Below are 20,107 nucleotides of genomic sequence, written 5' to 3'. Positions count from 1 at the left end.
GCGATCGCCGTTCTCGGCCAACACACGACTACGGTGTGCCGGGTGAGCTTTTTCCTGTCCCGCGTCCTTTCCGCGCTCCGCGACGGCGGCGACACCGTGCTGTTCCACCACGACGACACCACGATGACGTACCGAGCGGCGTCAGAGCTGCTGTCGCGGCTGTACAGCGGACTCGCCGAGGTGCGCGGCATGGTGGCGATCGACGCCGCGAACCGGCCGGAAGTGGTGCTCACCCAGCTTGCCGCACAGCTGCGGGGACTGGAAGTGGTGCTGATCGCGGCGTCCGCGAGCCGTCCGGCGCGGGCGGCGACGCTCGCGGCCACCGGGGCGACCTTGCTCACCGACGCCGAACTCGACACGCTCGCCGCCGCGCGTCCGTCCACTCCGGACATGTTACCGAATAGCGTCACGGCGATTTTCCCCAGCGGCGGCACCACCGGGGCTCCGAAACTGATCCGGCACAGCGGAATCTACGACGGCGTCGCCCACATCTTCCAGCCGGACGGCACCAAGACGGCCCTCGTCACCGCGCCGCTCACGCATATGACCGGCAACGCCGCCGTTCTCGGTGCGCTCTGTTGCGGCAACACCGTGGTACTGCACCGAGAGTTCAATGCCGAGAAACTTCTCGCCGATGTCGAGCGTCATCGCGTCACGACGCTTTCTCTTACCCCGCCCCGGCTCGCCGCGGTGCTCGACCATCCGCATCTGTCCACTACGGACGTATCGAGCGTGCAGCAGCTTTCTCTCGGTGCCGCGCCGCTGCCGCCGCGCCGGTTGGCCGAAGCGCTCAAGGTGTTCGGTCCGGTCGTCGGACAGGGTTACGGACTCACCGAAGCGCCGATGATCGCCAGCATCTCCGCGGACGAAGTCCTTGCCCGGCCGGAACTTCTCGGTTCCGTCGGCCGCATCGTGCCAGGGATGGAAGCCCGGATCGAGGACGGCGAGGTACTTGTCCGCGGACTGTCCATGATGGACGGCTACCACGGGCAACCGCCGATCGGCGACGGCTGGCTGCGCACCGGCGACCTCGGCCGCTTCGACGAGGACGGTTACCTCTATCTGGAGGACCGGGTCGACGACGTCATCGTCACCGGCGAGCATGGCACGAAAGTCTCGTCGACCACAGTGGAGCACGCACTTCTCAGCCACCCCAAGGTGAAAGCCGCCGCGGTAGTCCCCGCACCAGGACCAGACGGAACCCTGCTGCACGCGGTGGTGGTCGCCGATGGAACAACGGCGAGCGACCTGCGCGAGCGGGTTCGCGAAGAACTCGGCGGCGAGCACTTCGTACCGTCCACTGTGGAGTTCCGCGACGAGTTGCCGCTGACTCCGGTGGGCAAAGTGGACAAACAGCGGCTCAAGCGGTGATGGACCGGCCCAGCAACCGTTCCCGGTGATGCTCCTCGTGCAGGTCCCGCCGCCGGGCATGCAGCAGTTGCGCCAGCGTCACCTTGCCGAGCACCCGCGAGGGCTCGTGCCGGTCGACCACCAGCGCCTGCGTCGTATGCCCAAGCGCGAGTTCGTTCGCGACGTCGCGCAGCGTGTCGTCCGCGTACACGACGACATCAGCCGACATCTGCACATCCGGTTGGTGCGTCATCACCTCATGCACGAAGAACGTCTCAAGTGGATCAGTCGTGTACTCGCGAGTGAGGTGCAGACGTCGCCGCGCGATCTTCTCCGTGAGCACAGAACGCTTGAGCAGCAACACCGAAAGCGCGTACGCCGAGAATGACGCGACGACGAGCGGCAGCAGATAGCTCCACGCGTGCGTCAGCTCCAAAGTGAACACGATGCCGGTCAACGGCGACCGCATCACGCCGCCGACCACCGCGGCCAGTCCGCACGTCGCCCAAAACCCCGGCGCGACGTGCGGCAGCAAACCGCCTTCCGCGGCACCCAGCGCGGCACCGATCATGAAGACCGGCGCCAGCACCCCGCCGGACGTCCCGGATCCCAGCGACAGTGCCCAGATCAAGGTCTTCACGACCAGGATTCCGACGATCAGCGACGCGGTCGCGTGCCCGGTGAGCAGCGTGTCGATCACGTCGTAGCCGACGCCGAGCGCGTGCGGTTCGATCAGGCCGCCGATGCCGATCACCAGGCCCCCGATCGCGGGCCACCACATCCAATGCACCGGCAGCCGTCCGAAAAGATCCTCGGCGAAGTAGACGAGCGCGGTCGCGCCGATCGCCAGCAATCCGCCGGTCAGGCCGGGGATGAGCGCGAGACCGTCCGCGGCCGGGCCAGGGTTGGCCCCGGCGAAGGGGACCCCGAAGACCGGTCCGGTGCCGAGCAGAAAGCCGCGGCACACCGTCGCGACCGACACCGCGGCGGCCACCGGCACGAGACTGCGCGGCCGCCACTCGAAGAGCAGCAACTCCACTGCGAGCAGGACGGACGCCAGCGGCGCGTTGAACGTCGCCGCCATCCCGCCCGCGGCACCGGCGACCAGCAGCGTCTTGCGTTCGTCCGCGGACAGTTTCAGCAGCTGCGCGAGGATCGAACCGACGGCGCCGCCGGTCATGATGATCGGCCCCTCGGCGCCGAACGGACCTCCGGTGCCGATGCTGACCGCCGCCGACACCGGCTTCAGCACCGCGACGCGCGGGGCCACCCGGCTGCCGCCGGTGAGAATCGCTTCGATCGCCTCCGGCATGCCGTGGCCGCGGATCTTCTCCGAGCCGTAGCGCGCCATCAAGCCGATCACGAGGCCGCCGGCGACCGGCGCGAGCAGCACGAGCCACCACGGATGCTGCTGCGCGCCCGGCGCGACGAGATCCGTGGCGACGCGTTGGTAGAACACCAGATTGGTGATCAAGCCGATGAGCTTGAGCAGCGCGAACGCCGCCACCGCGGCCGCGCCGCCCACCGGCAGCGCGATCGCGGTGATCAGCAGCATCCGCGGATTGACCGCGAAGTCGCCGAGGTGCGCGGCCCGCGCCGGAACCTTCACAGCCGGCCCGGCCCGGCCGTGGGCACGCCCGGTGCCGATTCCGCCGCCACGACCAGGTCGCAGACCGCCGTCGAGACCGCCTGGACCCGGGCAGCCGGCACTTGCGCCAGCAGCTCGGACAGCGCGCGGTGCCGTCGCTCCACTACGCCCGCGACGACTTCCCGCCCGGCGGCGGTGACCTCGATCGTCACCACCGTGCGGCGGTGCTCGTCTTCGCCGCGCACGACGTACCCGTGCGCCTCCAGTTTGTCGGCCAGCCGCGTGACCGAGGACGCGTTCACGCCCATCGCCTCGGCGAGCCGCGAACACGGCACGCGTCCCAGGCTGTCGAGCACCACCAGCAACCGCACCTGCGGGAAGGTGACGCCGCGCGGGGCGGCGTGCGCGCTGTCCCAGGCCACGGCCACGAGCACGCGAGTCAGCCGCTCGAGATCGGCCACGTCGTCCGGCAAACCTTGCATAGTGCAAAAGTTGCTATAATCACGACTCTGGGTCAAGGGTGTGCTCGGTCACCAGGGGTTCTGCCCCGGCTGCCCGTTTTGTCGGTGATCTTGGCTAGGGTGGGTTCCGGCGACGCGGAGGTGAGCCGGTGGAGGACCACCCACTCCGGGGCAACCCCGGGGAGCAGCACGACACGTACCCACAGCGCCCCGCGCAGCGGCGGCACGCTCCGCGTACAAGACAGCGCGGATGAACGGAGAACGAGTCGCCTCCGCGTCGCTGCCCGAACCGATGCCGGTGTGGCGCTGGCCGGTCGCTCGGTGGACCACGTTCGACGAATGCGCCGCCGCCCTCGACCTCACGCCCGGCGAGCTGTCCTGGTTCGCCGACGAACGCGGCTGGCACCGGCGGTCCCGGCCGGTGCTGCGGCATTACAGCTACCGCTGGATCCCGACGTCCACCGGCGGCGCGCGGCTGATCGAACGGCCGAAACCCCGGCTGGCCGAGCTGCAGCGCCGGGTCCGCGGGCACGTGCTCGACGCGCTGCCGGTCCACGAGGCAGCGCACGGTTTCCGCCGCGGCCGCTCGATTCACACCTGCGCCCGTCCGCACGCCGGACAAGACCTGGTGGTGCGACTGGATCTGGCCGGCTTCTTCCCGACGGTCTCCGCGACCCGCGTGCGCTCAATTCTCGATCTGGCCGGTTACCCACCAGCCGTCGCGGCCGCCATCGCCGGAATCCTCACCACCCGCACTCCGGTCGACGTCCTGCGCTCCGCCCCCGCCCGCTCGGCCATGCTGAGCCATCTCGCCGGAACGCACCTCCCGCAAGGCGCACCGTCGTCGCCTTCGGTGGCGAACGCCGTCACCCTTCATCTGGACCGCAGGCTCTCCGGCCTCGCCGCGGTGCTGGGCGCGAACTACACCCGCTACGCCGACGACCTCGCCTTCTCCGGCGACGCGACTTTGCCGTTGCATCGCTTGCTGCCGGGCGTCCGGCGCATCGTGACCGACGAGGGCTTCCGCTTGCGCAACGACAAGACGTCAGTCAAACCGGCTTACCGGCAGCAACGCGTCGCGGGTTTGGTGGTGAACGCCGCGCCAGCCGTCGCCCGAGCCGAGTACGACGAGCTGCGGGCTGTGCTGCACAACTGCACCCGCACCGGGCCGGGGCCGCAGAACCGCGCTGGGCACCCGGATTTCCGCGCGCACCTGCTGGGCCGGATCGCGTGGATCAGCGCCACGAACGCGACCCGCGGCGCGAAATTGCGCGGTCTGTTCTCCCGGATCGACTGGTCGCGAGAACCGGGTTCAGACCGATAACAGGCTGAGGTTCCGCTCCATCTCGGCCCACCATCCGGCCGCCGGAACATCTCGCGGCTGAATCAACGACGCTTTGACCAGAATGTCGGGCCGGTTTTCTCGCCAAGCGTAGGAAAAAAGCTCGTCATAATGCACGCGCGGAAGCCAGCCCTGTTCCCGGCCCGCTTCCAAACGCATGAGCTGCCGAGCGAGATCCACGCTGCTTCGCTCGCACCCGCGAAACGCACTCGAAAATCTTTGCACGGCCGCCGCGTCACCTCGTCGGAACGCCTGACAGGCAAGGAAAAGCGCCGTCACGGCAAGGATGTCCGACCGGTGCACCCCGCCCTCCGCGGCCAGATGTTCCGCCAGCTGAAAACTGCGCTTCCGCCGTCCCCGGCGCACCATTTCCGCCAGCGCTCGCTGCTGACGAGTGAGGTATTCGTCTTCCCGCAGGTACTGCACAGCGTTTCCTCCCCTGCGCCCGGTCCCGACCCAGGCCGTTTCGCGGTACAGGATGCTCCACCAGAGTGACAGATACGTCGGCGACACTCAGCCGTTCGGAGCAAAATATCACCCAGGGGAATCGACAGTACTCGACCGCGCAAGCCGGGGAATCCTTGGTGTTCCTCAGGAATCGAGCCTATCGGCGGGGTTGCGGGATTTCCTGGCGCGAGTCGGTTTCCGCAGCAGTTTCGCGCCGCGGGTCGGCTTGTCGGCGCGGCCGGGACGAGTTGCTGCGGAATCCGCATTCCGCGGCGACTGGCCCAAGTGGACACCCAGCAGTGCGCAGGGGCGACGGTTGCGAATCGCTTTCATACCAAGGTGTTGTTCTGCCCAAGCGGAGCGGGCCTCCGGGCGATGCACGCTTCAACTACCCGTGGGCGGCGCGGGCTTCCAGTGCGCTTTCCCGTCGCGCTTTCACCCGTTCGGCCCAATCGGGATCGTGGGATCGAGGTGGCGGGTTGCTCTCGGGTGCACGGTGAAGCGATGGGAGAGAAAGCCTCTTGAGCCGCCTACGGCGGCCACCATTCCCCGCCTCGCGCGGCACGCAGAATGACGCGGCACAGGACTCGATTTGCCCAGACAGGGCAACACGTCGCGGGGCAGGCTCGCACACACGGTCAGCCCGTCCGGTCGCCAGACCGTCTACACGTCAAACTCAAGCCCATCGCCCGGCGATTACCCGACCAGCCAGCGCCCAAACCTCTCGCCACCACGGCCCGGCCACCCCCCGCAACCGAGCCGCCCAGCCCGCTATCGCTCAGACACGAACAGCCTGGCCCTCCCAGGGCCAGGCTGGCACAAAGCTCACGCGCAACCGGTCCGCACACCGGCCGGGGCGTGTTCTTCCCCCGAATACCTCGGAACACTCCGGCGGAACCGGAGCGCCTCAGGCGACCTCGGTCCGGCTGCTGCCCGGGGCGTGCAGGCCCAGCATGTCCAGCAGCAGGGCGCATTCCTGTGCGTCCTTGGCCCGGGACGCGACGGCCAGCGCTGCCTTGCGGCGGCGTTCCTCCTGGCGGGCCGCGTCGGTGTCGTCCACGAGGTCCGGCGCCGGGTGCAATCCGGTGGTCAGGTCTCGCATGGTGGCTCCTCCCCGATTGGCGTGGGCGCGGGTCTTCCGCGCTCGCTGCACACCCCTTCAACGGCCGAGCGGCACCGGATGTTCCGATGACTCCGATCACGTCTGCCGGCCAGGCCAGAATGGCACACGTCGAGCGACGCCGGTGCGGTGCCGGAAAACGGGGCGTGCGCAGGGCGGGAGCACTGATCGTCCTAAGTGGACACCGGCCGGAAAGCGCCCATTCGGGTGGCATGAGTGGCCTCACCCGGCTGGGCGAGCCACTATCCACGCTGTGCATCCCGCCCGGCACCCTGTGCGCACCGCTCTCGTCGGGATGACTGTGCTCGTCCTCGGGGTCCTCGCCGCCCTCCAGGCGCCGAATCTGCCGATCATCGGCGACGGCACCGCGTATGCCGCCGAGTTCAGCGAGGCCGCCGGACTCGAAACCGGCAATGACGTGCGGATCGCGGGAGTGAAAGTCGGCCGGGTGTCTCAGGTTGCGCTCGACGGCGCGTCCGTCCGCGTGTCCTTCCGGGTGTCGGGAGCGTGGCTCGGGGACCGGACATCCGCTTCGATCCGGATCAAAACGGTGCTCGGCCAGAAATATCTCGCGCTCGACCCGGTCGGCGCCGGGTCGCTGGATCCCGACACGCCGATCCCGCGCGACCGGACCACTGTTCCGTATGACGTGCTGCCCGCGTTCCGGCAGCTGGCCACGACCGTCGACGCGATCGACACCACGCAGCTGTCGCAGAGCTTTCGCGCTCTTTCCGACACGTTCGCGCACACCCCGGCGGACGTCCGCGGCACGCTGACCGGACTGTCGCGGCTGTCCGATTCCCTCTCCACCCGCGACGCGAAACTGGCTCACCTTTTGACTCAGGCGCGGACGATTTCCGGCACGCTCGCCGACCGCGACGCCCAGCTGTCCCGGCTTCTCACCGACGGCAACCAGTTGCTGGCCGAGGTGCAGAAACGCGAGTCGGCCATCCAGTCGCTGCTCGCCGGAGCCCGCCGGTTAGGCACCGAAGTGTCCGGGCTGGTCGCCGACAACGACCGCGAGCTCGGCCCGGTGCTCGCCCAGCTCGACCGGCTCACCGCGCTGCTCGAACGCAACCGCGCATCGCTCGCGGAAGGAATCCGGAAACTGGCCCCGCTCGTCCGTTTCGCCGCGAATCTCACCGGCAACGGCCGGTGGATCGACGGTTATCTGTGCGGCCTGATCCTCCCCGCGATCGGACCGGTCAACGAGGACGGCTGCTTCACTCCATGAGCCCCGGTCCGCCGGTGATCCGCACGGTGACCTGGTTGTCGTTGTACGTGTAGGCCTCGTAAGCGAACTCGACGCCGGTCTTCTCGACGTGCTCGGTCCACGCCCGGTATTCGTGCCGTTTCCAGCCGGGGAAGTTGAAGAACTCGTCGAAGTGCACGATGCTGCCGACGCGCAGCCGCGGGCCGACGTTGTCCAGCACGGTCTTCGCGGAGCTGTAGAGATCCCCGTCGATGTGCAGGAAATCGACCGGACCGGGGTGCTTCTCCAGAAAACCGGGCAGGCTGTCGGCGAACAGGCCGACGACCAGTTCGGCTCCCGGCACGTCAGGCAGGTCGTCGCGGGCGAAGGCACCGGCGGGCATGCCGTTGAGCCACGCTTCGGGCAGGCCGTCGAACGAATCGAAGCCGTACACCTCGGTGGCCCCGCGTGCGGCGGTGATGGTGCGCAGGGTGTTGCCGGACGCGACGCCGAACTCCAGTGCCAACCCGCCGGTGGGCGCGAGGGAAAGCGCGTACTGCAGCGTTTCCTTCGGGCTCCCGAAATGCTTGGCCCCGATCAGGTTTTCGCGCGCGAAGACGTTGCTCTCCAACGCCGCGTCCTGATCGCCGGCGTACACGATGTCGCGGCGGCTGCGGATTTCGAACTCGACCACGCGGTCCAGCAGGCGGTCCCCCTGCCGGAGGATCTCGGACCGCAGTTCCTCCCGCGTCCGCTCCAGTTCCGCGCGCAGTTCGGCGAGCTGGTCGGTGTGCGGATCGTGCAGCCTGGCCGCGGCCCGGCGCAGCACCAGGCCGGCCTTCCGGCGCAGCGCAGGGCCCAAAGTCCTTGTCGTCAGCCGATCTTGGCTTTCCTGGTTCATTCCGGGACGATAGCCGACAACCGGACACCATCCGGCACCGCCCGGTTTACCCGGGAGTAGCCGGCCGCCTGAGCACCGCGGATCCCTGCGCGGCGGCGCACAATGTCGAATTGCCTTCTCCGTCCACTGTGTACAGATCGCAGCGGCAGGTGGCCCGCGAACGGCTCGCTTGGACGACGGTCGCCTCCGCCCGCAGCACCGTGCCGTCGGCGGGCACGAGATAGTCGATGGAGAAGCCGCTCGTCAGCAGCTGCGGACCGAGCACTGTTCCGGCGGCGAAGGTGAGCGCGTTGTCGGCGGCGTAGGCGAGGACGCCGCCGTGCAGGTAGCCGTTCTGCTGTCGAAGGTCGTCGCGGACGTCCAGTTCCAGCACCGCGCGTCCGTCGCCGAACTCCTCGACCCGCGCGCCGAGCAGGACGCTGAACGGTTGCGCGGCGAGTGCGGCGCGCGCGAAGTCCAGGTTCATTCCCGATCCTCACTTCAGTAGTGAAGTACTTCAGTAGTGAAGTGAGGATGGCGGCGAGAGGAGAACACTGTCAAGATCCCCGCATGGCCGCCGACGAACGTCTTTTCTTCCTGCTGCAGAGCGCGGCGCACCGGCTGCGAGTCGAGGGCGACCGGCGCTGTCTCGCCGCGGCCGGCGTGACGACCGCGCAGCTCGGCGCGCTGTTCGCGGTGCACGACCGGCCGGGGCTCACCCAGCGGGAACTGGCCGCGGAACTGGGCCAGCGCGAATCGGCGATCACCGCGATGACCGGACGGCTGATCGAGGCGGGACTGATCGTCCGGCAGCCGCATCCGGAACAGCACCGGGCGCTGGTGCTGGACCTGACCCCGGAGGGAAGCGCGACGATCACCCGGTTGCGGCCGGTGATCGAATCGTTCAACCGCGAACTGCACGCGCTGCTGGGCGACGCGTTCGGGCCGACCAGCGAAGCGCTGCGCCACCTGGCGGGGTGGCCGGGCTGAGATGCCCGAGGTTCGCGAGGGGAACCCCGTGGGAATCAGAGTCCTTCAGGGGTCCCCCACGAGCCTTCGCGGGAGCTGAACCATGCGGGTCCGCCTCCGCTCAGCCGGTGCTCCGCGCCCTGGCGAGCAACGCGCCGCCGAACCCGCCGCCCAGGCCGCTGCGGAGAAACCCGTTTCGGGGGAGCGCCTTGCTACGGAGGCTGGCGCGGAAGCTCTTCACGCTCGCCGAGCCTGGGCGGGGCCGAGCAGGCGCTGGTCACGTCGCGCCCCAGCCGAGCGCCCCACACCGCATCGGGCCGCTTCAGACCTGAGCGGCACGGATGCCGCCAAGCGACAACCGAGCCGAACAGCTAGCCTGAACGCAGATGTCATCCACCACACCCGCCACCGCAGCCTTGCGGCAACGTGCGGGCCGCACCATGTCCGGCGTGGCGATCATGACAGCCCGGCTCTGGTGGGCCTGGCAGACGGTCCGATCCGCAGGCGTCGCTTACCTCTCGGCTCAGCGTTCGGAGCCGTCCCCGCCCTGTTCGGCGAGAAATCGCTCGAACTGCGAGCCCAGCTCTTCCGCTGTCGGCATGTGTTCCTGCGATTCGGCGAGCAGGCTGTGCCCGGAAGCTTCGGTGAACGTGTCGTACTGACGCTCCAGCGCGCGCACCACGTCCGCGGATTCCTCGGATTCCGCGACCTGGCGGTCGATTTCCGCCTTGGCCACCTCGGCCGCGGTGCGCAGTTCGCCGTCGGGCAGGCGCAGGCCGGTGGCCTTGCCGATCGAGTCGAGGATCGTCAGCGCGGCGGCCGGGTAGGTCGACTGCGCCAGGTAGTGCGGCACGTGCGCGGCGAAGCCCATCGCGTCGTGGCCCCATTCGCCGAAGCGGTACTCCAGCATGGCGGCGATGCTGCCCGGGACCTGCATGCGGTTCGGCAGCGGCTGGTGCTCGCCGATCAGGTGCTCGCGGGTCGCGTGCGCGGTGACTCCGAGCGGGCGCGTGTGCGGGGCCCCCATCGGGATCCCGTGGTAGCCGACGGTGAGCCGGACGCCCCAGCGCTCCACCAGCTGGCGCACGGCGGCCGCGAACAGCTCCCATTCGCGGTCCGGCTCCAGGCCGGACAGCAGCAGGAACGGGATGCCGTCGTCGTCGTGCAGCAGGCGCACGACCAGCTCGGGGGTCTCGTATTCCTCCCAGTGGTCGACCGCGTAGATCATCGCCGGGCGGCGCGACCGGTAGTCGATGAGCCGGTCGACGTCGAACCGCGCGACGATCCGGTTCTCGACCTCGCCGGTGAGGTGGTCGGTGACCAGGCGCCCGGCCGAACCCGCGTCCATGAAGCCCTCGAAGAAGTGCAGGAGCACCGCTCCGTTCAGGTCGGGGACGTCCGAGTCCACCTCGTACAGTTCCTCGGGATCGAGTCCCACCGGATCCTCCTGCTGCTTCTCGCTTGCACGGACGTACGCGGTACAACGCGGCCCGGCTGCGAATCCATCCCGCTCGCGGCGGAAATAGTAACGCCCCGCACTCGTCGGCCACCCCGGATCGGGGCATCGTGACACTTGTCGTGGGCATCGACGCGTCCGGTCGGGCACTCTGAGCAGGTGAACATCGAAAAATCCACCACGCTTGAACTGCGGCTGCGCCCGCCCGAACACCGGGTGAGCCGCCGGGCGATCGGCCACTGGGCGGCGTCGGCGGGGGCCGGCTGGCTGCTCGTGGTCGCGGTGCAGGCGGTGGTGGTCGCGACCGCGGACGACCCGCCGTCGTGGCTCACCGTGACGCTGCTGCTCTCCTGCGTGCTGGCCCCGCTGCACCTGCTCGTCATGCCGCAGTGGCGCTACCGCGTGCACCGCTGGGAAGTCACCGGCGAGGCCGTCTACACCCAGTCCGGCTGGCTGAAGCAGGAGTGGCGGATCGCGCCGATCTCGCGGATCCAGACGGTGGACGTCGAACGCGGCCCGCTGGAGCAGTTGTTCGGGCTGTCCCGGCTCACCGTCACCACCGCGTCCGCCGCCGGGCCGCTGCGCATCTCCGGGCTCGACCGTGACGTCGCGGTCTCGCTGGTCGACGAGCTGACCCACACCACGCAGGCCGTGCGCGGGGACGCGACGTGAACGCCGCCGCGCCTTCCCCGCCGGTGGCCGCCGAAGGCGCCGGCGACACGCCCTGGCATCGCCTCGACCGCCGAATGTTGCTGATCCGCCCGGTTCTCGACCTCGTGAAGTCGCTGCCGGTGCTCGTTGGTGCGCTGCTGCTCGGCCACGGAAACAACTGGCAGTGGATCGGTCTCGCCGCCACCGCGGTGACGATCGGCGTCGGCATTTCGCACTGCCTCACCTCGCGCTACCGCGTCACCGCGACCCAGATCGAATGGCACACCGGGCTGCTGCTGCGCAAGCAACGCGCGATTCCACGCGATCGAATCCGTACCGTAGACGTGCTTTCGGAACCGAAACATCGGCTTTTCTCGCTGTCCGCGGTACGAATCGGTACCGGAAGGCACGATCACGGAAAAGGCCCTGGCAAGGACCAGCTGGTGCTGGACGCGGTCACCCACGCGGAGGCCGAGCGGCTGCGGGCCCTGTTGCTGCACCGGAAAACCGCGGAAACCGAAGCGCCGCAACCGCCGGAGTCGCTCGTCGCCGAGGTCGACAAGCGCTGGGTGCGGTACGCGCCGTTCACGTTGTCCGGGCTCGCGGTGGTCGCCGCGATCCTCGGCACCGTCTATCACTTCGCCCACGAACTGCACTTCGATCCGACGAGTTTCGGGCCGCTGCGCGACCTCACCAACCGCGCGCTCGAACAACCGGTGTGGCTCACCGTGGTGCTCGCGGCGGCCGGACTGCTCGTGCTGGTGTCGGTGCTGTCGGTCGGCGGATACGTGTTGTCCTTTTGGAACTTCCGCCTCACCCGGGAACCGGGCGGCACGCTGCACATCCGGCGCGGGCTGATCACGACGCGGTCGGTGTCGATCGAGGAAGACCGGCTGCGCGGCGTCGAGATCAAGGAACCGTTGCCGCTGCGGATGGTCGGCGGCGCGAAATGTGTCGCGGTCGCGGCCGGGCTGCGCGAGGGCAAGGGCGCGGACCGCGGCGGAGGCCTGCTGCTGCCGCCTGCTCCGGCCGGGAAGGCCCGGGAGATCGCGAGCGAGGTGCTCGGCGAGGACTTCGCGAATGTCCCCCTCGTGCGGCATTCCCGGCGCGCGCTGACCCGCCGGATCACCCGCGCCGTGTTCGCCGTGCTGGCGCTGTCGGCCGCGCTGTTCGCGCTGGCCTGGCTGGATGTACTGCCGGAATGGCCGTGGCAGGCCGCGCTCGTGCTGCTGCCGTTCGCGGTCCTGGTCGGCTTCGACCGGTACCGCTCGCTCGGCCACGCGATCACTGGCCGCTACCTCGTCACCCGTTCCGGGTCACTGGCCAGGGCGACGGTCGCCGTCCGGAGGGACCGGCTGACTGGGATCGTCGTGCACCAGTCGCTGTTCCAGCGGCGGGCCGGACTGGTCACCGTCATCGCGCCCGTTGCCGCCGGCCGGGGGCACTACCGCGTGCTGGACGTCGACGAGGGCGCCGGACTCGCTCTCGCGGACACCGCCGTCCCCGGATTGCTGACCCCGTTTCTCGCCTCGGGCGGAAAAACCGTGACCTGTGGTAATTTACCGACGCGTTCGTAACTGGATTAGGTGAACTCGCGAAGAGGTTTCACGATGTCTGAGCCCGGTCTCCGTCGCACGGCCGGGGCCAACAGTTCCCGGAAAGTGCTCCAGTTGCTGTTGTCGTTCACCGAGCAGCGCTGGGAAGCCAGCGTGGCGGAACTCGCCGAGGTAATAGGCAGTCCGGTCGCCACTACCTACCGTTACGTGCAGTTGCTGAAAGAATTGCAGCTGCTCGAAGAGTCCCGGTCCGGGCGCTATCACGTCACCAGCCGCGTCATGCCGCTCGCGCGCGCCGCCCGGCTCGCGAACGACCTGGCCCGGGTCGCGCGGCCGGTGATGGAAGAGGCCGTGCGCGAACTCGGCGAGACCGTCCTGCTGTTCCAGCACTTCGGCGAGGCCGCGGTCTGCAGCGACCTGGTCGAATGCGACCGCCCGATGCGGTTCACGTTCCAGCCGGGGCATTCGATCCCGCTCGGCGTCGGCGCGACCGGGAAGATGCTGCTCGCCCTCCTGCCCGACGGTGAACGCGAACGCCAGGTCGCCCGGATCGCCCGCGAACGCGGTGCCGAGGTGCGCGACGCCCTCAAGGACGCGCTGGCCAATCGCTTTATGCAAAGCTGGGGCGAGATCGAGGACGGCGTATGGTGCTGCTCGGTGCCGGTCAGCGCCGACCGGCACCGGCCGAGCGTGCTGACCTTCGTCGGGCCGGCCACCCGCATCGGCGACGGCGAGCGCCAGCGGGCGATCGCGGCGTTGCGCTCTTACGCCGAGCAGATCGGAAATGCGATTTCCGAATACTCGGTGTAGCCGTAAAATCGGGACAGTGATCCGTCTCGCCGCTTCGGCCGACCTTCCGGTGCTGCCCGATCTCGAACGTGCCGCCGGAGAACCGTTCCGGACCGTCGGCATGGCCGAGATCGCCGACGACACACCGCCTTCGGTCGAGGACCTCGCGGCGTTCCAGGCCGCGGGCCGATGCTGGGTCTGGGACGACGACGGGACGATCGCGGCGTACGTGCTCGCCGAGGAAGTCGACGGTTTCGGCCACGTGGAACAGGTTTCGCTGCTGCCGAGCCACGCGCGCCGCAGGCTGGGCCGGGCGCTGATCGAGACGGTCGGCGACTGGGCCGCGGAGCGCGGGCTGGCCGGGCTGACGCTGACGACGTTCTCCGAGGTGCCGTGGAACGCGCCCTACTACGAGCGGCTGGGGTTCCGCGTGCTGGCCGACGAGGAGCAGGGTCCGGCACTGCGAGAGATCCGGCGGGCGGAAATCGCGCGAGGACTGGACCGGTGGCCTCGGGTGGCGATGGTGCGGGCGTGGTGACGACTGCCCGGTTGGCTTGGGTTTCTGTTGGGGCACAAGCGGTTTCGCGTCGATTACGCTGAGGTCGCCCGCACCGCATAGCGTTCGATGCTCGGCCGCGGCGAACGCCGGGCCGCCCGAGGGAAGAACGCTGGCCGCTCTGGCTCGACCCTGCGCCTCGGCCGCGCTCCGTCCGAGATCCCGCTACGAACTTCCGATTCCCGCCGCTGCTCCGGCGGACTCGACCCACGGGCACGGTCCCGGGTCGCTCGGGAGGGGGACCTGGATTGCCCCGCGAATCGAACACGTGTTCTACTGGTTGGGCCGGCCCCGGAGGGGGAAGCTCCGCGGGCCGGCGCCCAGGCAGAACCCGTCCGTCGATCGATCCCAGGAGGCAGTGTGGCGGTCAAGATCACCCACCTCGCCAGTGGTCAGCAAGTCCGCTTCGCGAACGCGGACGGCGCCCGCCGCTATGCCGAGATCATGGGCGGCGGCGTGGACAAATGGCGCTTCACGATCGTCCCCGGCGACACCGGGACCCCCGGAATGCCAGCGGCGGTCGTCAACGTGCCGGTGTGGCGGACCGCCGCGCGGTAACTGCCGCCCGGCACCCGGTGACGCCGCCCGTTGCGGCGGACCGCAAGCCCGGCGACCGCCGCACGGTGACTGCCGTGCGGTGACTGTCGCCCGGCACTCGGTGACGCCGCCCGGTGTGGCGGAACCCGCAAGCCCGGCGACTGCCGCACGGTGACTGCCGTGCGGTGACTGTCGCCCGGCACTCGGTGACGCCGCCCGGTGTGGCGGAACCACAAGCCCGGCGACCGCCACGCGGTGACTGTCGCTCGGCGTGGCTGCCCGCCGCCTGGTGACCGCCGCCGGGTTTGGCGCACTGCAAGTCGGCAACTGCCGCCCGGCGGCCGGTGATCGCCGCCCGGTGTGGAGGACCGCAAGCCCAGTGACTCTCGCCCAGCACGCGGCGGCACCGCCCAGCGTGGTAGCCCGGTGACCGCCGCCCGGCGTGACTGCCGCCGCCCGGTGGCCGCCGCCGGGTTTGGCGCAACCGCAAGCCCGGCGACTGCCGCCCGGTGACCGGTGACCGCCGCCGGTGTGGCGGACCGCCGCCCGGCGATAGCTGATCGCCGCCCGGCGTTGCGGAACCGCAGCCCGCCGACCGCTGACCGCTGCCCGGCGTGGTCGAACCGCAAGCCCAGTGACTCTGCCCAGCACCCGGCGACCGCCGCCCGGCGTGGCAGCCCGCCACCCGGGTGGCCGATGACCGCCGCCGGGTGTGGCGGAACTGCAAGTCGGCAACTGCCGCCCGGTGGCCGGTGACCGCCGCCCGGCGTGGTGGAACCGCAAGCCCGGCGACCGACGCTCAGTGATTGCCGCTCGGCAACCGGTCGCTGTCGCCGGATGACCGTTTACCGTTGGCCGCACGGTGATCGGCCCGGTGCGGAACCGCCGTGCCGGTCATCGGGACAACATCACCTGCTGTTTGTTGCTTACTGGCCACGCCTTGTGCTCCACTGTCGATCACCCACTGCTGTAAGTCCCGTGAAGCGGGACCGCCGCTTGTCAGCAGCGACCACCTCGGCACGGCCCTGCACCCGTGCCCGACGGACAGAAGGAGCGGCTCCTTTGCTTGCGCACCAGCGTGCCCTACCTCGGCGTGGAAAAATCCGGGTCACTGTCGCGTTGTCGGTCCTCGCACTCGCGGCCGGGGCCGGGGCGGCCCACGCGGCGCCGACAGCTGCCCCGGCGGCAGCTACCCCAGCAGCAGCCACCCCGAAAGCCACGGCGTGGCCCGGCGGGTCGAAGGTCTCCATCGCCGACGACGCCGGGGTTTTCGGCAGCAACCTCAGCGGCGTGTCCTACGAATCGCCCTCCGTGCTGTGGGCAGTAAAGAACGGCCCGAGCACCCTGTACCGGCTGGTGCAGGACGGAAGCAAATGGCGGCCCGACACCACCAACGGCTGGTCCGAGGGCAAGGCCCTGCACTACGCCGACGGCAGTGGCGACCCGGACGCCGAAGGAGTCGTCGTCACCCCGGACGGGGTCTTCACCTCCACCGAGCGCGACAACGACAACGGCGACACGAGCAAGCCCGCCGTGCTCCGCTACGCCGTCTCCGGGTCGGGCAAGGCGCTGAACGCGACCGGGGAATGGGACCTCACGTCGGATCTGCCGTCGGTCGAGCCCAACAAGGGGCTCGAGGCCATCGCCTGGGTGCCCGACTCGGCGCTCACCGCGCACAAATTCCGGGACGAGCACACGAAAGCCGCCTACAACCCGGCGAGCTACCCGAACCACGGGACCGGCCTGTACTTCGTCGGGCTGGAGGCCAACGGCAAGGTCTACGCGTACGCGCTCGACCAGTCCGGGAGCAAGTACACGCGCGTCGCCACCATCGACAGCGGGTTCCCGGCGGTGATGGACCTCGAGTACGAACCGGCGACCGGCCATCTGTGGGCCGAATGCGACAACACGTGCAAGGGCCGCACCACGACGCTCGACGTCAACGCGACGGGCGCGTTCGCGGTCACCGCGCAATACGACCGCCCGTCCGGGATGGCGAACTACAACAACGAGGGTTTCGCGATCGCGCCGCAGTCGACGTGCGCGAACGGGACCAAGCAGGTCGTGTGGTCCGACGACGACAACGACGACAACCACGCCCTGCGCACCGGGACGCTCGCCTGTAAGTAGTCCTTTGCAGACAGACGACCGCGGCGGCACCGGGAATCCCGGCGCCGCCGCGGTGTCGGCAAGACGTCAGTTCTTCAGCAACCGGTCCAGCGCCCGCGGAACGGCCGCGGCCAGCAGGTCCAGCTCCGCTTCCTCGGCCACCAGCGGCGGCGACACCGCCATTCCCTTGCCGAGCGAGCGCACGATGACGCCCTCCTCGAGCAGGAACTTGTGCAGCCGGCCGGGCGCACCCGGGTCCGCGGCCAGCAGGTCCGGCGCGAGTTCCACCGCGGCCAGGAATCCCAGCCCGGCCCGGACTTCCGCCACCGCCGGATGCCCGACGGCACCGGAAAGCGCGTCCGCGAGCGGCTTCTCCAGCGCCTTGCCGCGCGGGATGATGTCGTCGCGCTCGTAGATGTCCAGCGTCGCGTTCGCCGCGGCGCAAGCGACCGGATGCCCGGCGTACGTCGCGCCGTGGCGCAGGATCGGCGCGCCCGGGCGGCCGGTGAAGAACGGCTCCGCCACGTGCGGTGCCGCCAGCAGCACGCCCAGCGGGATCGTCCCGCTCGTCACGCCCTTCGCGGTGGTCACCAGGTCCGGCTGCACCGACCAGCGGTCGATGCCGTACCAGGTGCCGAGGCGACCCCACGCGCAGATCACGCAGTCGGCGACGAACAGCACCTCGTGCTTGCGGCAGATCGCCGCCACTTCCTCGATGTACCCGTCCGGCGGCAGCAGCACGCCGCCCGCGCCGATGACCGGTTCGCAGAAGAACGCGGCGACCCGCTCCGGCCCCACGCGGAGGATTTCCTCCTCCAGCGCCGCCGCGTTGTCGTACGGCACCTGCGAGAAATCCGCGGCCGGCGGGCCCCAGCCCTCCGCGTTCGCCGGGATCCCGGCCGCGGCGGTCCCGAATCCGTGGGTGCCGTGGTAACCCTGGGTCCGGCTGATGACGTGGGTCTTGTCCGGGCGTCCAGTGTGGACGAAGTAGGAGCGCGCGATCTTCACCGCGGTGTCCACCATGTCGCCGCCGCCCGAGCCGAGGAACACCTTCGACCCCGGCACCGGAGCCAGCTCGGACAGCCGCGACGCCAGCTTCAGCGCCGGTTCGTTCGCGACCCCGCCGAACAGGTTGTACGCGTCGAGCTTCTCCAGCTGCTCGGTGACCGCGCGGGTGATCTCGGGACGGCCGTGGCCGAGGTTCGAGTACCACAGCGACGCGGAAGCGTCGAAGTAGCGACGGCCGGCGTCGTCCCACACATAGGACCCCTCGCCGCGGGTCACCACGAACCGGTTTCCGTCGACCGCGCCCATGTCCGCGAACGGGTGCCACAGCGGGTTCGGCTGCTGGTCCGGCATTGCTCCTCCTCGGGGTCGGCTCAACCGGCCGGCGCCGCGGGAAGCGGCGACCGGCCGCCGCCGCCCTTTCTACCCGCCCGGCCGGGGATCGGCGAACCGCGGCCCCTCGACGCGCGCCGTCGCGGAACTCCGCAGGCCGGCGCCCCGATGGCGATGTCCCCGGCCGGGCAGACCGGGCGCGGACCGCCGCACCGGACGGCGGCACGCCAGCTCGCCCTTGTACAGCTCGGCGGCGCGGACCAGATCGGCGTAGGCCTCGACGTGGATCCGGTTGATCGCGTCGTGCGCGTCCCGGGCGGCCGCGTCGAGCCACGCGCAGTAGTCGTTCCGGCTCTGGGTCCGCATCGCGCGCCCCCCGCTCAGACGTTTTCGACTGTTGCCGCCGGTGCGTCCGCGAGCGCGGAACTGAGCGACGCGCCCTTTCGGTCCTTGACGAAGAAGCTTGTGACCAGGCCGATCACGGTCATCACAGCGAGGTAGCCGCCGACCGCGTAGACCGTTCCGGTGCTGGTCTGCAGTGCCTCGGCGATAGTCGGCGCGAACGCTCCGCCGAGCACCGCGCCGATCGCGTACGAGATCGCCGCGCCGCTGTAGCGGACCGTCGTCGGGTACATCTCCGCGTACAGCGCCGACTGCGGACCGTAGGTCAACCCGAGCCCGACCGAGAACAGCACCAGCGCGAGCACGAGCATCCCGACGCTTCCCGTGTTGACCAGCGCGAAGAACGGGAACATCCAGACCAGCTGCAGCACGAACCCGATCTGGTAGGTGCGCACTCGGCCGACCCGGTCGGCGAGCCAGCCACCGGCGAGCGTGCTCACCAGCCAGGCGACGGCGGAAATCATCACCGCGATGAGCACCGTCGAACGGTCCAGGTGCAGCGATTTGGTCGCGTACGACTGCACGTATCCGCCGGTGGTCATGTAGCCGACGGCGTTGTTGGCCGCGAACAGCAGCGCACCCGCGACGACCAGCTTCCAGTGATGCCGGAACAACTGCACCAGCGGCATGCTCGACCGCGCCTTCTTCTCGCGGACCTCCTCGAACACCGGGCTTTCCGCGACCCGGGACCGGATCATCAGACCCGCGACGATCAGCACCACGCTCAGCAGGAACGGGATCCGCCAGCCCCACGCGAGGAACTGCTCCGGCGTCGTCACCGCGGTGACCAGCGCGAGGACGCCGTTGGCCAGCAGCAGCCCGATCGGCACGCCGATCTGCGGGAACGCACCGTACAGCCCGCGCCGTTCCGCGGGAGCGTGCTCGACCGCGAGCAGGGCCGCGCCGCCCCATTCGCCGCCAGCCGACAGCCCCTGCACGACGCGCAGCAGCACCAGGATGATCGGGGCCCACGCCCCGATCGACGCGGTGTTCGGCACCAGGCCGATCAGCACCGTCGAAATCCCCATCAGCAGCAGGGTCAGGATCAGCATCGCGCGCCTGCCCAGCCGGTCGCCGAGATGCCCGGCGATCACCGCGCCGATCGGGCGGAAGAAGAAGCTGATGCCGACCGTCGCGAAGGACAGGATCAGCGCGTCCTTGCCGAGCACCGCGAAGTACTGCGTCGCGAAGACCAGGCCGGCGCAGATCGCGTAGATGAAGAAGTCGAACCATTCGATGGTCGTGCCGACCATGGCCGCCAGCACGACACGGCGGTGCTCTCTGCTGATCCCGGCGGTGCGCGGCATTGCGCCTCCCTGCTGACGGTGCTCCCAGACTGGAGCCAGATCGTATATAATTAGGCA

Annotated in this window: 20 protein-coding genes; 10 read left to right on the top strand and 10 right to left on the bottom strand. The window is 69.7% G+C overall.

Annotation, left to right across the window (positions count from 1 at the left end; all coding sequences use genetic code 11):
* Positions 1-42: 42 nt before the first annotated feature.
* Positions 43-1,371, top strand: coding sequence for a class I adenylate-forming enzyme family protein (locus ATK30_RS26670; RefSeq protein ID WP_101441094.1), 1,329 nt, complete (start codon positions 43-45; stop codon positions 1,369-1,371).
* Here the strand turns inward: ATK30_RS26670 and ATK30_RS26665 are convergent.
* Positions 1,361-2,959, bottom strand: coding sequence for a chloride channel protein (locus ATK30_RS26665; RefSeq protein ID WP_244194737.1), 1,599 nt, complete (start codon positions 2,957-2,959; stop codon positions 1,361-1,363). The two genes, ATK30_RS26670 and ATK30_RS26665, sit on opposite strands and share 11 nt — an antisense overlap.
* A complete protein-coding gene (locus tag ATK30_RS26660; RefSeq protein WP_101437928.1) occupies positions 2,956-3,420 on the bottom strand; it encodes a MarR family winged helix-turn-helix transcriptional regulator in 465 nt (154 codons plus the stop codon). The genes ATK30_RS26665 and ATK30_RS26660 overlap by 4 nt, the downstream gene beginning before the upstream one ends.
* Before the next feature lie 229 nt (positions 3,421-3,649).
* Between ATK30_RS26660 and ATK30_RS26655 the strand changes: the two genes are divergently transcribed.
* A complete protein-coding gene (locus tag ATK30_RS26655; protein WP_101437927.1) occupies positions 3,650-4,723 on the top strand; it encodes a reverse transcriptase family protein in 1,074 nt (357 codons plus the stop codon).
* On the opposite strand, the gene ATK30_RS26650 is transcribed toward ATK30_RS26655, so the two are convergent.
* Positions 4,712-5,167: a hypothetical protein gene (locus ATK30_RS26650; RefSeq protein ID WP_167442016.1), complete on the bottom strand. Its 456-nt coding sequence runs from the start codon at positions 5,165-5,167 to the stop codon at positions 4,712-4,714. The two genes, ATK30_RS26655 and ATK30_RS26650, sit on opposite strands and share 12 nt — an antisense overlap.
* Positions 5,168-6,095: 928 nt before the next feature.
* The gene (locus ATK30_RS26645) at positions 6,096-6,290 is read right to left on the bottom strand and encodes a hypothetical protein (RefSeq protein ID WP_101437925.1); all 195 of its coding nucleotides are present in this window, start codon (positions 6,288-6,290) and stop codon (positions 6,096-6,098) included.
* A gap of 313 nt (positions 6,291-6,603) precedes the next feature.
* Between ATK30_RS26645 and ATK30_RS26640 the strand changes: the two genes are divergently transcribed.
* Positions 6,604-7,542 (top strand): MCE family protein, encoded by a 939-nt coding sequence (locus ATK30_RS26640; RefSeq protein WP_101441092.1) that lies wholly within the window; start codon positions 6,604-6,606, stop codon positions 7,540-7,542.
* On the opposite strand, the gene ATK30_RS26635 is transcribed toward ATK30_RS26640, so the two are convergent.
* Positions 7,532-8,401, bottom strand: coding sequence for a class I SAM-dependent methyltransferase (locus ATK30_RS26635; RefSeq protein ID WP_244194736.1), 870 nt, complete (start codon positions 8,399-8,401; stop codon positions 7,532-7,534). The genes ATK30_RS26640 and ATK30_RS26635 overlap by 11 nt on opposite strands.
* 46 nt (positions 8,402-8,447) lie before the next feature.
* Positions 8,448-8,867: a PaaI family thioesterase gene (locus ATK30_RS26630; protein ID WP_101437923.1), complete on the bottom strand. Its 420-nt coding sequence runs from the start codon at positions 8,865-8,867 to the stop codon at positions 8,448-8,450.
* Between the two features lie 83 nt (positions 8,868-8,950).
* Between ATK30_RS26630 and ATK30_RS26625 the strand changes: the two genes are divergently transcribed.
* Positions 8,951-9,370: a MarR family winged helix-turn-helix transcriptional regulator gene (locus tag ATK30_RS26625; RefSeq protein ID WP_208637429.1), complete on the top strand. Its 420-nt coding sequence runs from the start codon at positions 8,951-8,953 to the stop codon at positions 9,368-9,370.
* Between the two features lie 502 nt (positions 9,371-9,872).
* Here ATK30_RS26625 and ATK30_RS26620 read toward each other — a convergent pair.
* Entirely contained in the window at positions 9,873-10,787 is a 915-nt protein-coding gene (locus ATK30_RS26620) for a proteasome assembly chaperone family protein (RefSeq protein ID WP_101437921.1), read from the bottom strand.
* 135 nt (positions 10,788-10,922) lie between these two features.
* On the opposite strand from ATK30_RS26620, the gene ATK30_RS26615 reads away from it, so the two are divergent.
* The 6 genes from ATK30_RS26615 to ATK30_RS26585 all read left to right on the top strand — a co-directional run bounded on the left by ATK30_RS26615 (position 10,923) and on the right by ATK30_RS26585 (position 17,024).
* Positions 10,923-11,477: a PH domain-containing protein gene (locus tag ATK30_RS26615; RefSeq protein ID WP_167442014.1), complete on the top strand. Its 555-nt coding sequence runs from the start codon at positions 10,923-10,925 to the stop codon at positions 11,475-11,477.
* Positions 11,474-13,033, top strand: coding sequence for a PH domain-containing protein (locus tag ATK30_RS26610; RefSeq protein WP_101437920.1), 1,560 nt, complete (start codon positions 11,474-11,476; stop codon positions 13,031-13,033). Before ATK30_RS26615 ends, ATK30_RS26610 begins: the two co-directional genes overlap by 4 nt.
* A gap of 33 nt (positions 13,034-13,066) precedes the next feature.
* Positions 13,067-13,822, top strand: a complete 756-nt coding sequence (locus ATK30_RS26605; protein ID WP_101437919.1) for an IclR family transcriptional regulator — start codon at positions 13,067-13,069, stop codon at positions 13,820-13,822.
* Between the two features lie 16 nt (positions 13,823-13,838).
* On the top strand, positions 13,839-14,339 hold the full coding sequence (locus ATK30_RS26600) for a GNAT family N-acetyltransferase (protein ID WP_101437918.1): 501 nt from the start codon (positions 13,839-13,841) through the stop codon (positions 14,337-14,339).
* 378 nt (positions 14,340-14,717) lie between these two features.
* A complete protein-coding gene (locus tag ATK30_RS26595; protein WP_101437917.1) occupies positions 14,718-14,915 on the top strand; it encodes a hypothetical protein in 198 nt (65 codons plus the stop codon).
* Between the two features lie 1,098 nt (positions 14,916-16,013).
* Entirely contained in the window at positions 16,014-17,024 is a 1,011-nt protein-coding gene (locus ATK30_RS26585) for an esterase-like activity of phytase family protein (RefSeq protein WP_244194735.1), read from the top strand.
* Between the two features lie 66 nt (positions 17,025-17,090).
* Here ATK30_RS26585 and ATK30_RS26580 read toward each other — a convergent pair whose 3' ends face one another.
* The 3 genes from ATK30_RS26580 to ATK30_RS26570 all read right to left on the bottom strand — a co-directional run bounded on the left by ATK30_RS26580 (position 17,091) and on the right by ATK30_RS26570 (position 20,050).
* Positions 17,091-18,362: an aminotransferase family protein gene (locus tag ATK30_RS26580; RefSeq protein WP_101437915.1), complete on the bottom strand. Its 1,272-nt coding sequence runs from the start codon at positions 18,360-18,362 to the stop codon at positions 17,091-17,093.
* A 69-nt stretch (positions 18,363-18,431) separates the two neighbouring features.
* Complete coding sequence (locus ATK30_RS26575; protein WP_101437914.1) at positions 18,432-18,707, bottom strand: hypothetical protein; 276 nt, start codon at positions 18,705-18,707, stop codon at positions 18,432-18,434.
* Between the two features lie 14 nt (positions 18,708-18,721).
* Positions 18,722-20,050: an MFS transporter gene (locus ATK30_RS26570; RefSeq protein WP_101437913.1), complete on the bottom strand. Its 1,329-nt coding sequence runs from the start codon at positions 20,048-20,050 to the stop codon at positions 18,722-18,724.
* Positions 20,051-20,107 lie beyond the last annotated feature (57 nt).

Source organism: Amycolatopsis echigonensis (genome assembly GCF_002846615.1).
Lineage (GTDB): Bacteria > Actinomycetota > Actinomycetes > Mycobacteriales > Pseudonocardiaceae > Amycolatopsis > Amycolatopsis echigonensis.
Note: the sequence above shows the minus strand (reverse complement) of the source record. Positions and strands in the feature narration are given on the sequence as shown.

Bases quoted from the DNA above. Each gene is read 5' to 3' on its own strand.
- ATK30_RS26660 (WP_101437928.1), bottom strand. From the start codon at position 3,420: ATGCAAGGTTTGCCGGACGACGTGGCCGATCTCGAGCGGCTGACTCGC.
- ATK30_RS26655 (WP_101437927.1), top strand. From the start codon at position 3,650: ATGAACGGAGAACGAGTCGCCTCCGCGTCGCTGCCCGAACCGATGCCG.
- ATK30_RS26645 (WP_101437925.1), bottom strand. From the start codon at position 6,290: ATGCGAGACCTGACCACCGGATTGCACCCGGCGCCGGACCTCGTGGAC.
- ATK30_RS26640 (WP_101441092.1), top strand. From the start codon at position 6,604: ATGACTGTGCTCGTCCTCGGGGTCCTCGCCGCCCTCCAGGCGCCGAAT.
- ATK30_RS26635 (WP_244194736.1), bottom strand. From the start codon at position 8,401: ATGAACCAGGAAAGCCAAGATCGGCTGACGACAAGGACTTTGGGCCCT.
- ATK30_RS26630 (WP_101437923.1), bottom strand. From the start codon at position 8,867: ATGAACCTGGACTTCGCGCGCGCCGCACTCGCCGCGCAACCGTTCAGC.
- ATK30_RS26625 (WP_208637429.1), top strand. From the start codon at position 8,951: ATGGCCGCCGACGAACGTCTTTTCTTCCTGCTGCAGAGCGCGGCGCAC.
- ATK30_RS26605 (WP_101437919.1), top strand. From the start codon at position 13,067: ATGTCTGAGCCCGGTCTCCGTCGCACGGCCGGGGCCAACAGTTCCCGG.
- ATK30_RS26580 (WP_101437915.1), bottom strand. From the start codon at position 18,362: ATGCCGGACCAGCAGCCGAACCCGCTGTGGCACCCGTTCGCGGACATG.
- ATK30_RS26575 (WP_101437914.1), bottom strand. From the start codon at position 18,707: ATGCGGACCCAGAGCCGGAACGACTACTGCGCGTGGCTCGACGCGGCC.
- ATK30_RS26570 (WP_101437913.1), bottom strand. From the start codon at position 20,050: ATGCCGCGCACCGCCGGGATCAGCAGAGAGCACCGCCGTGTCGTGCTG.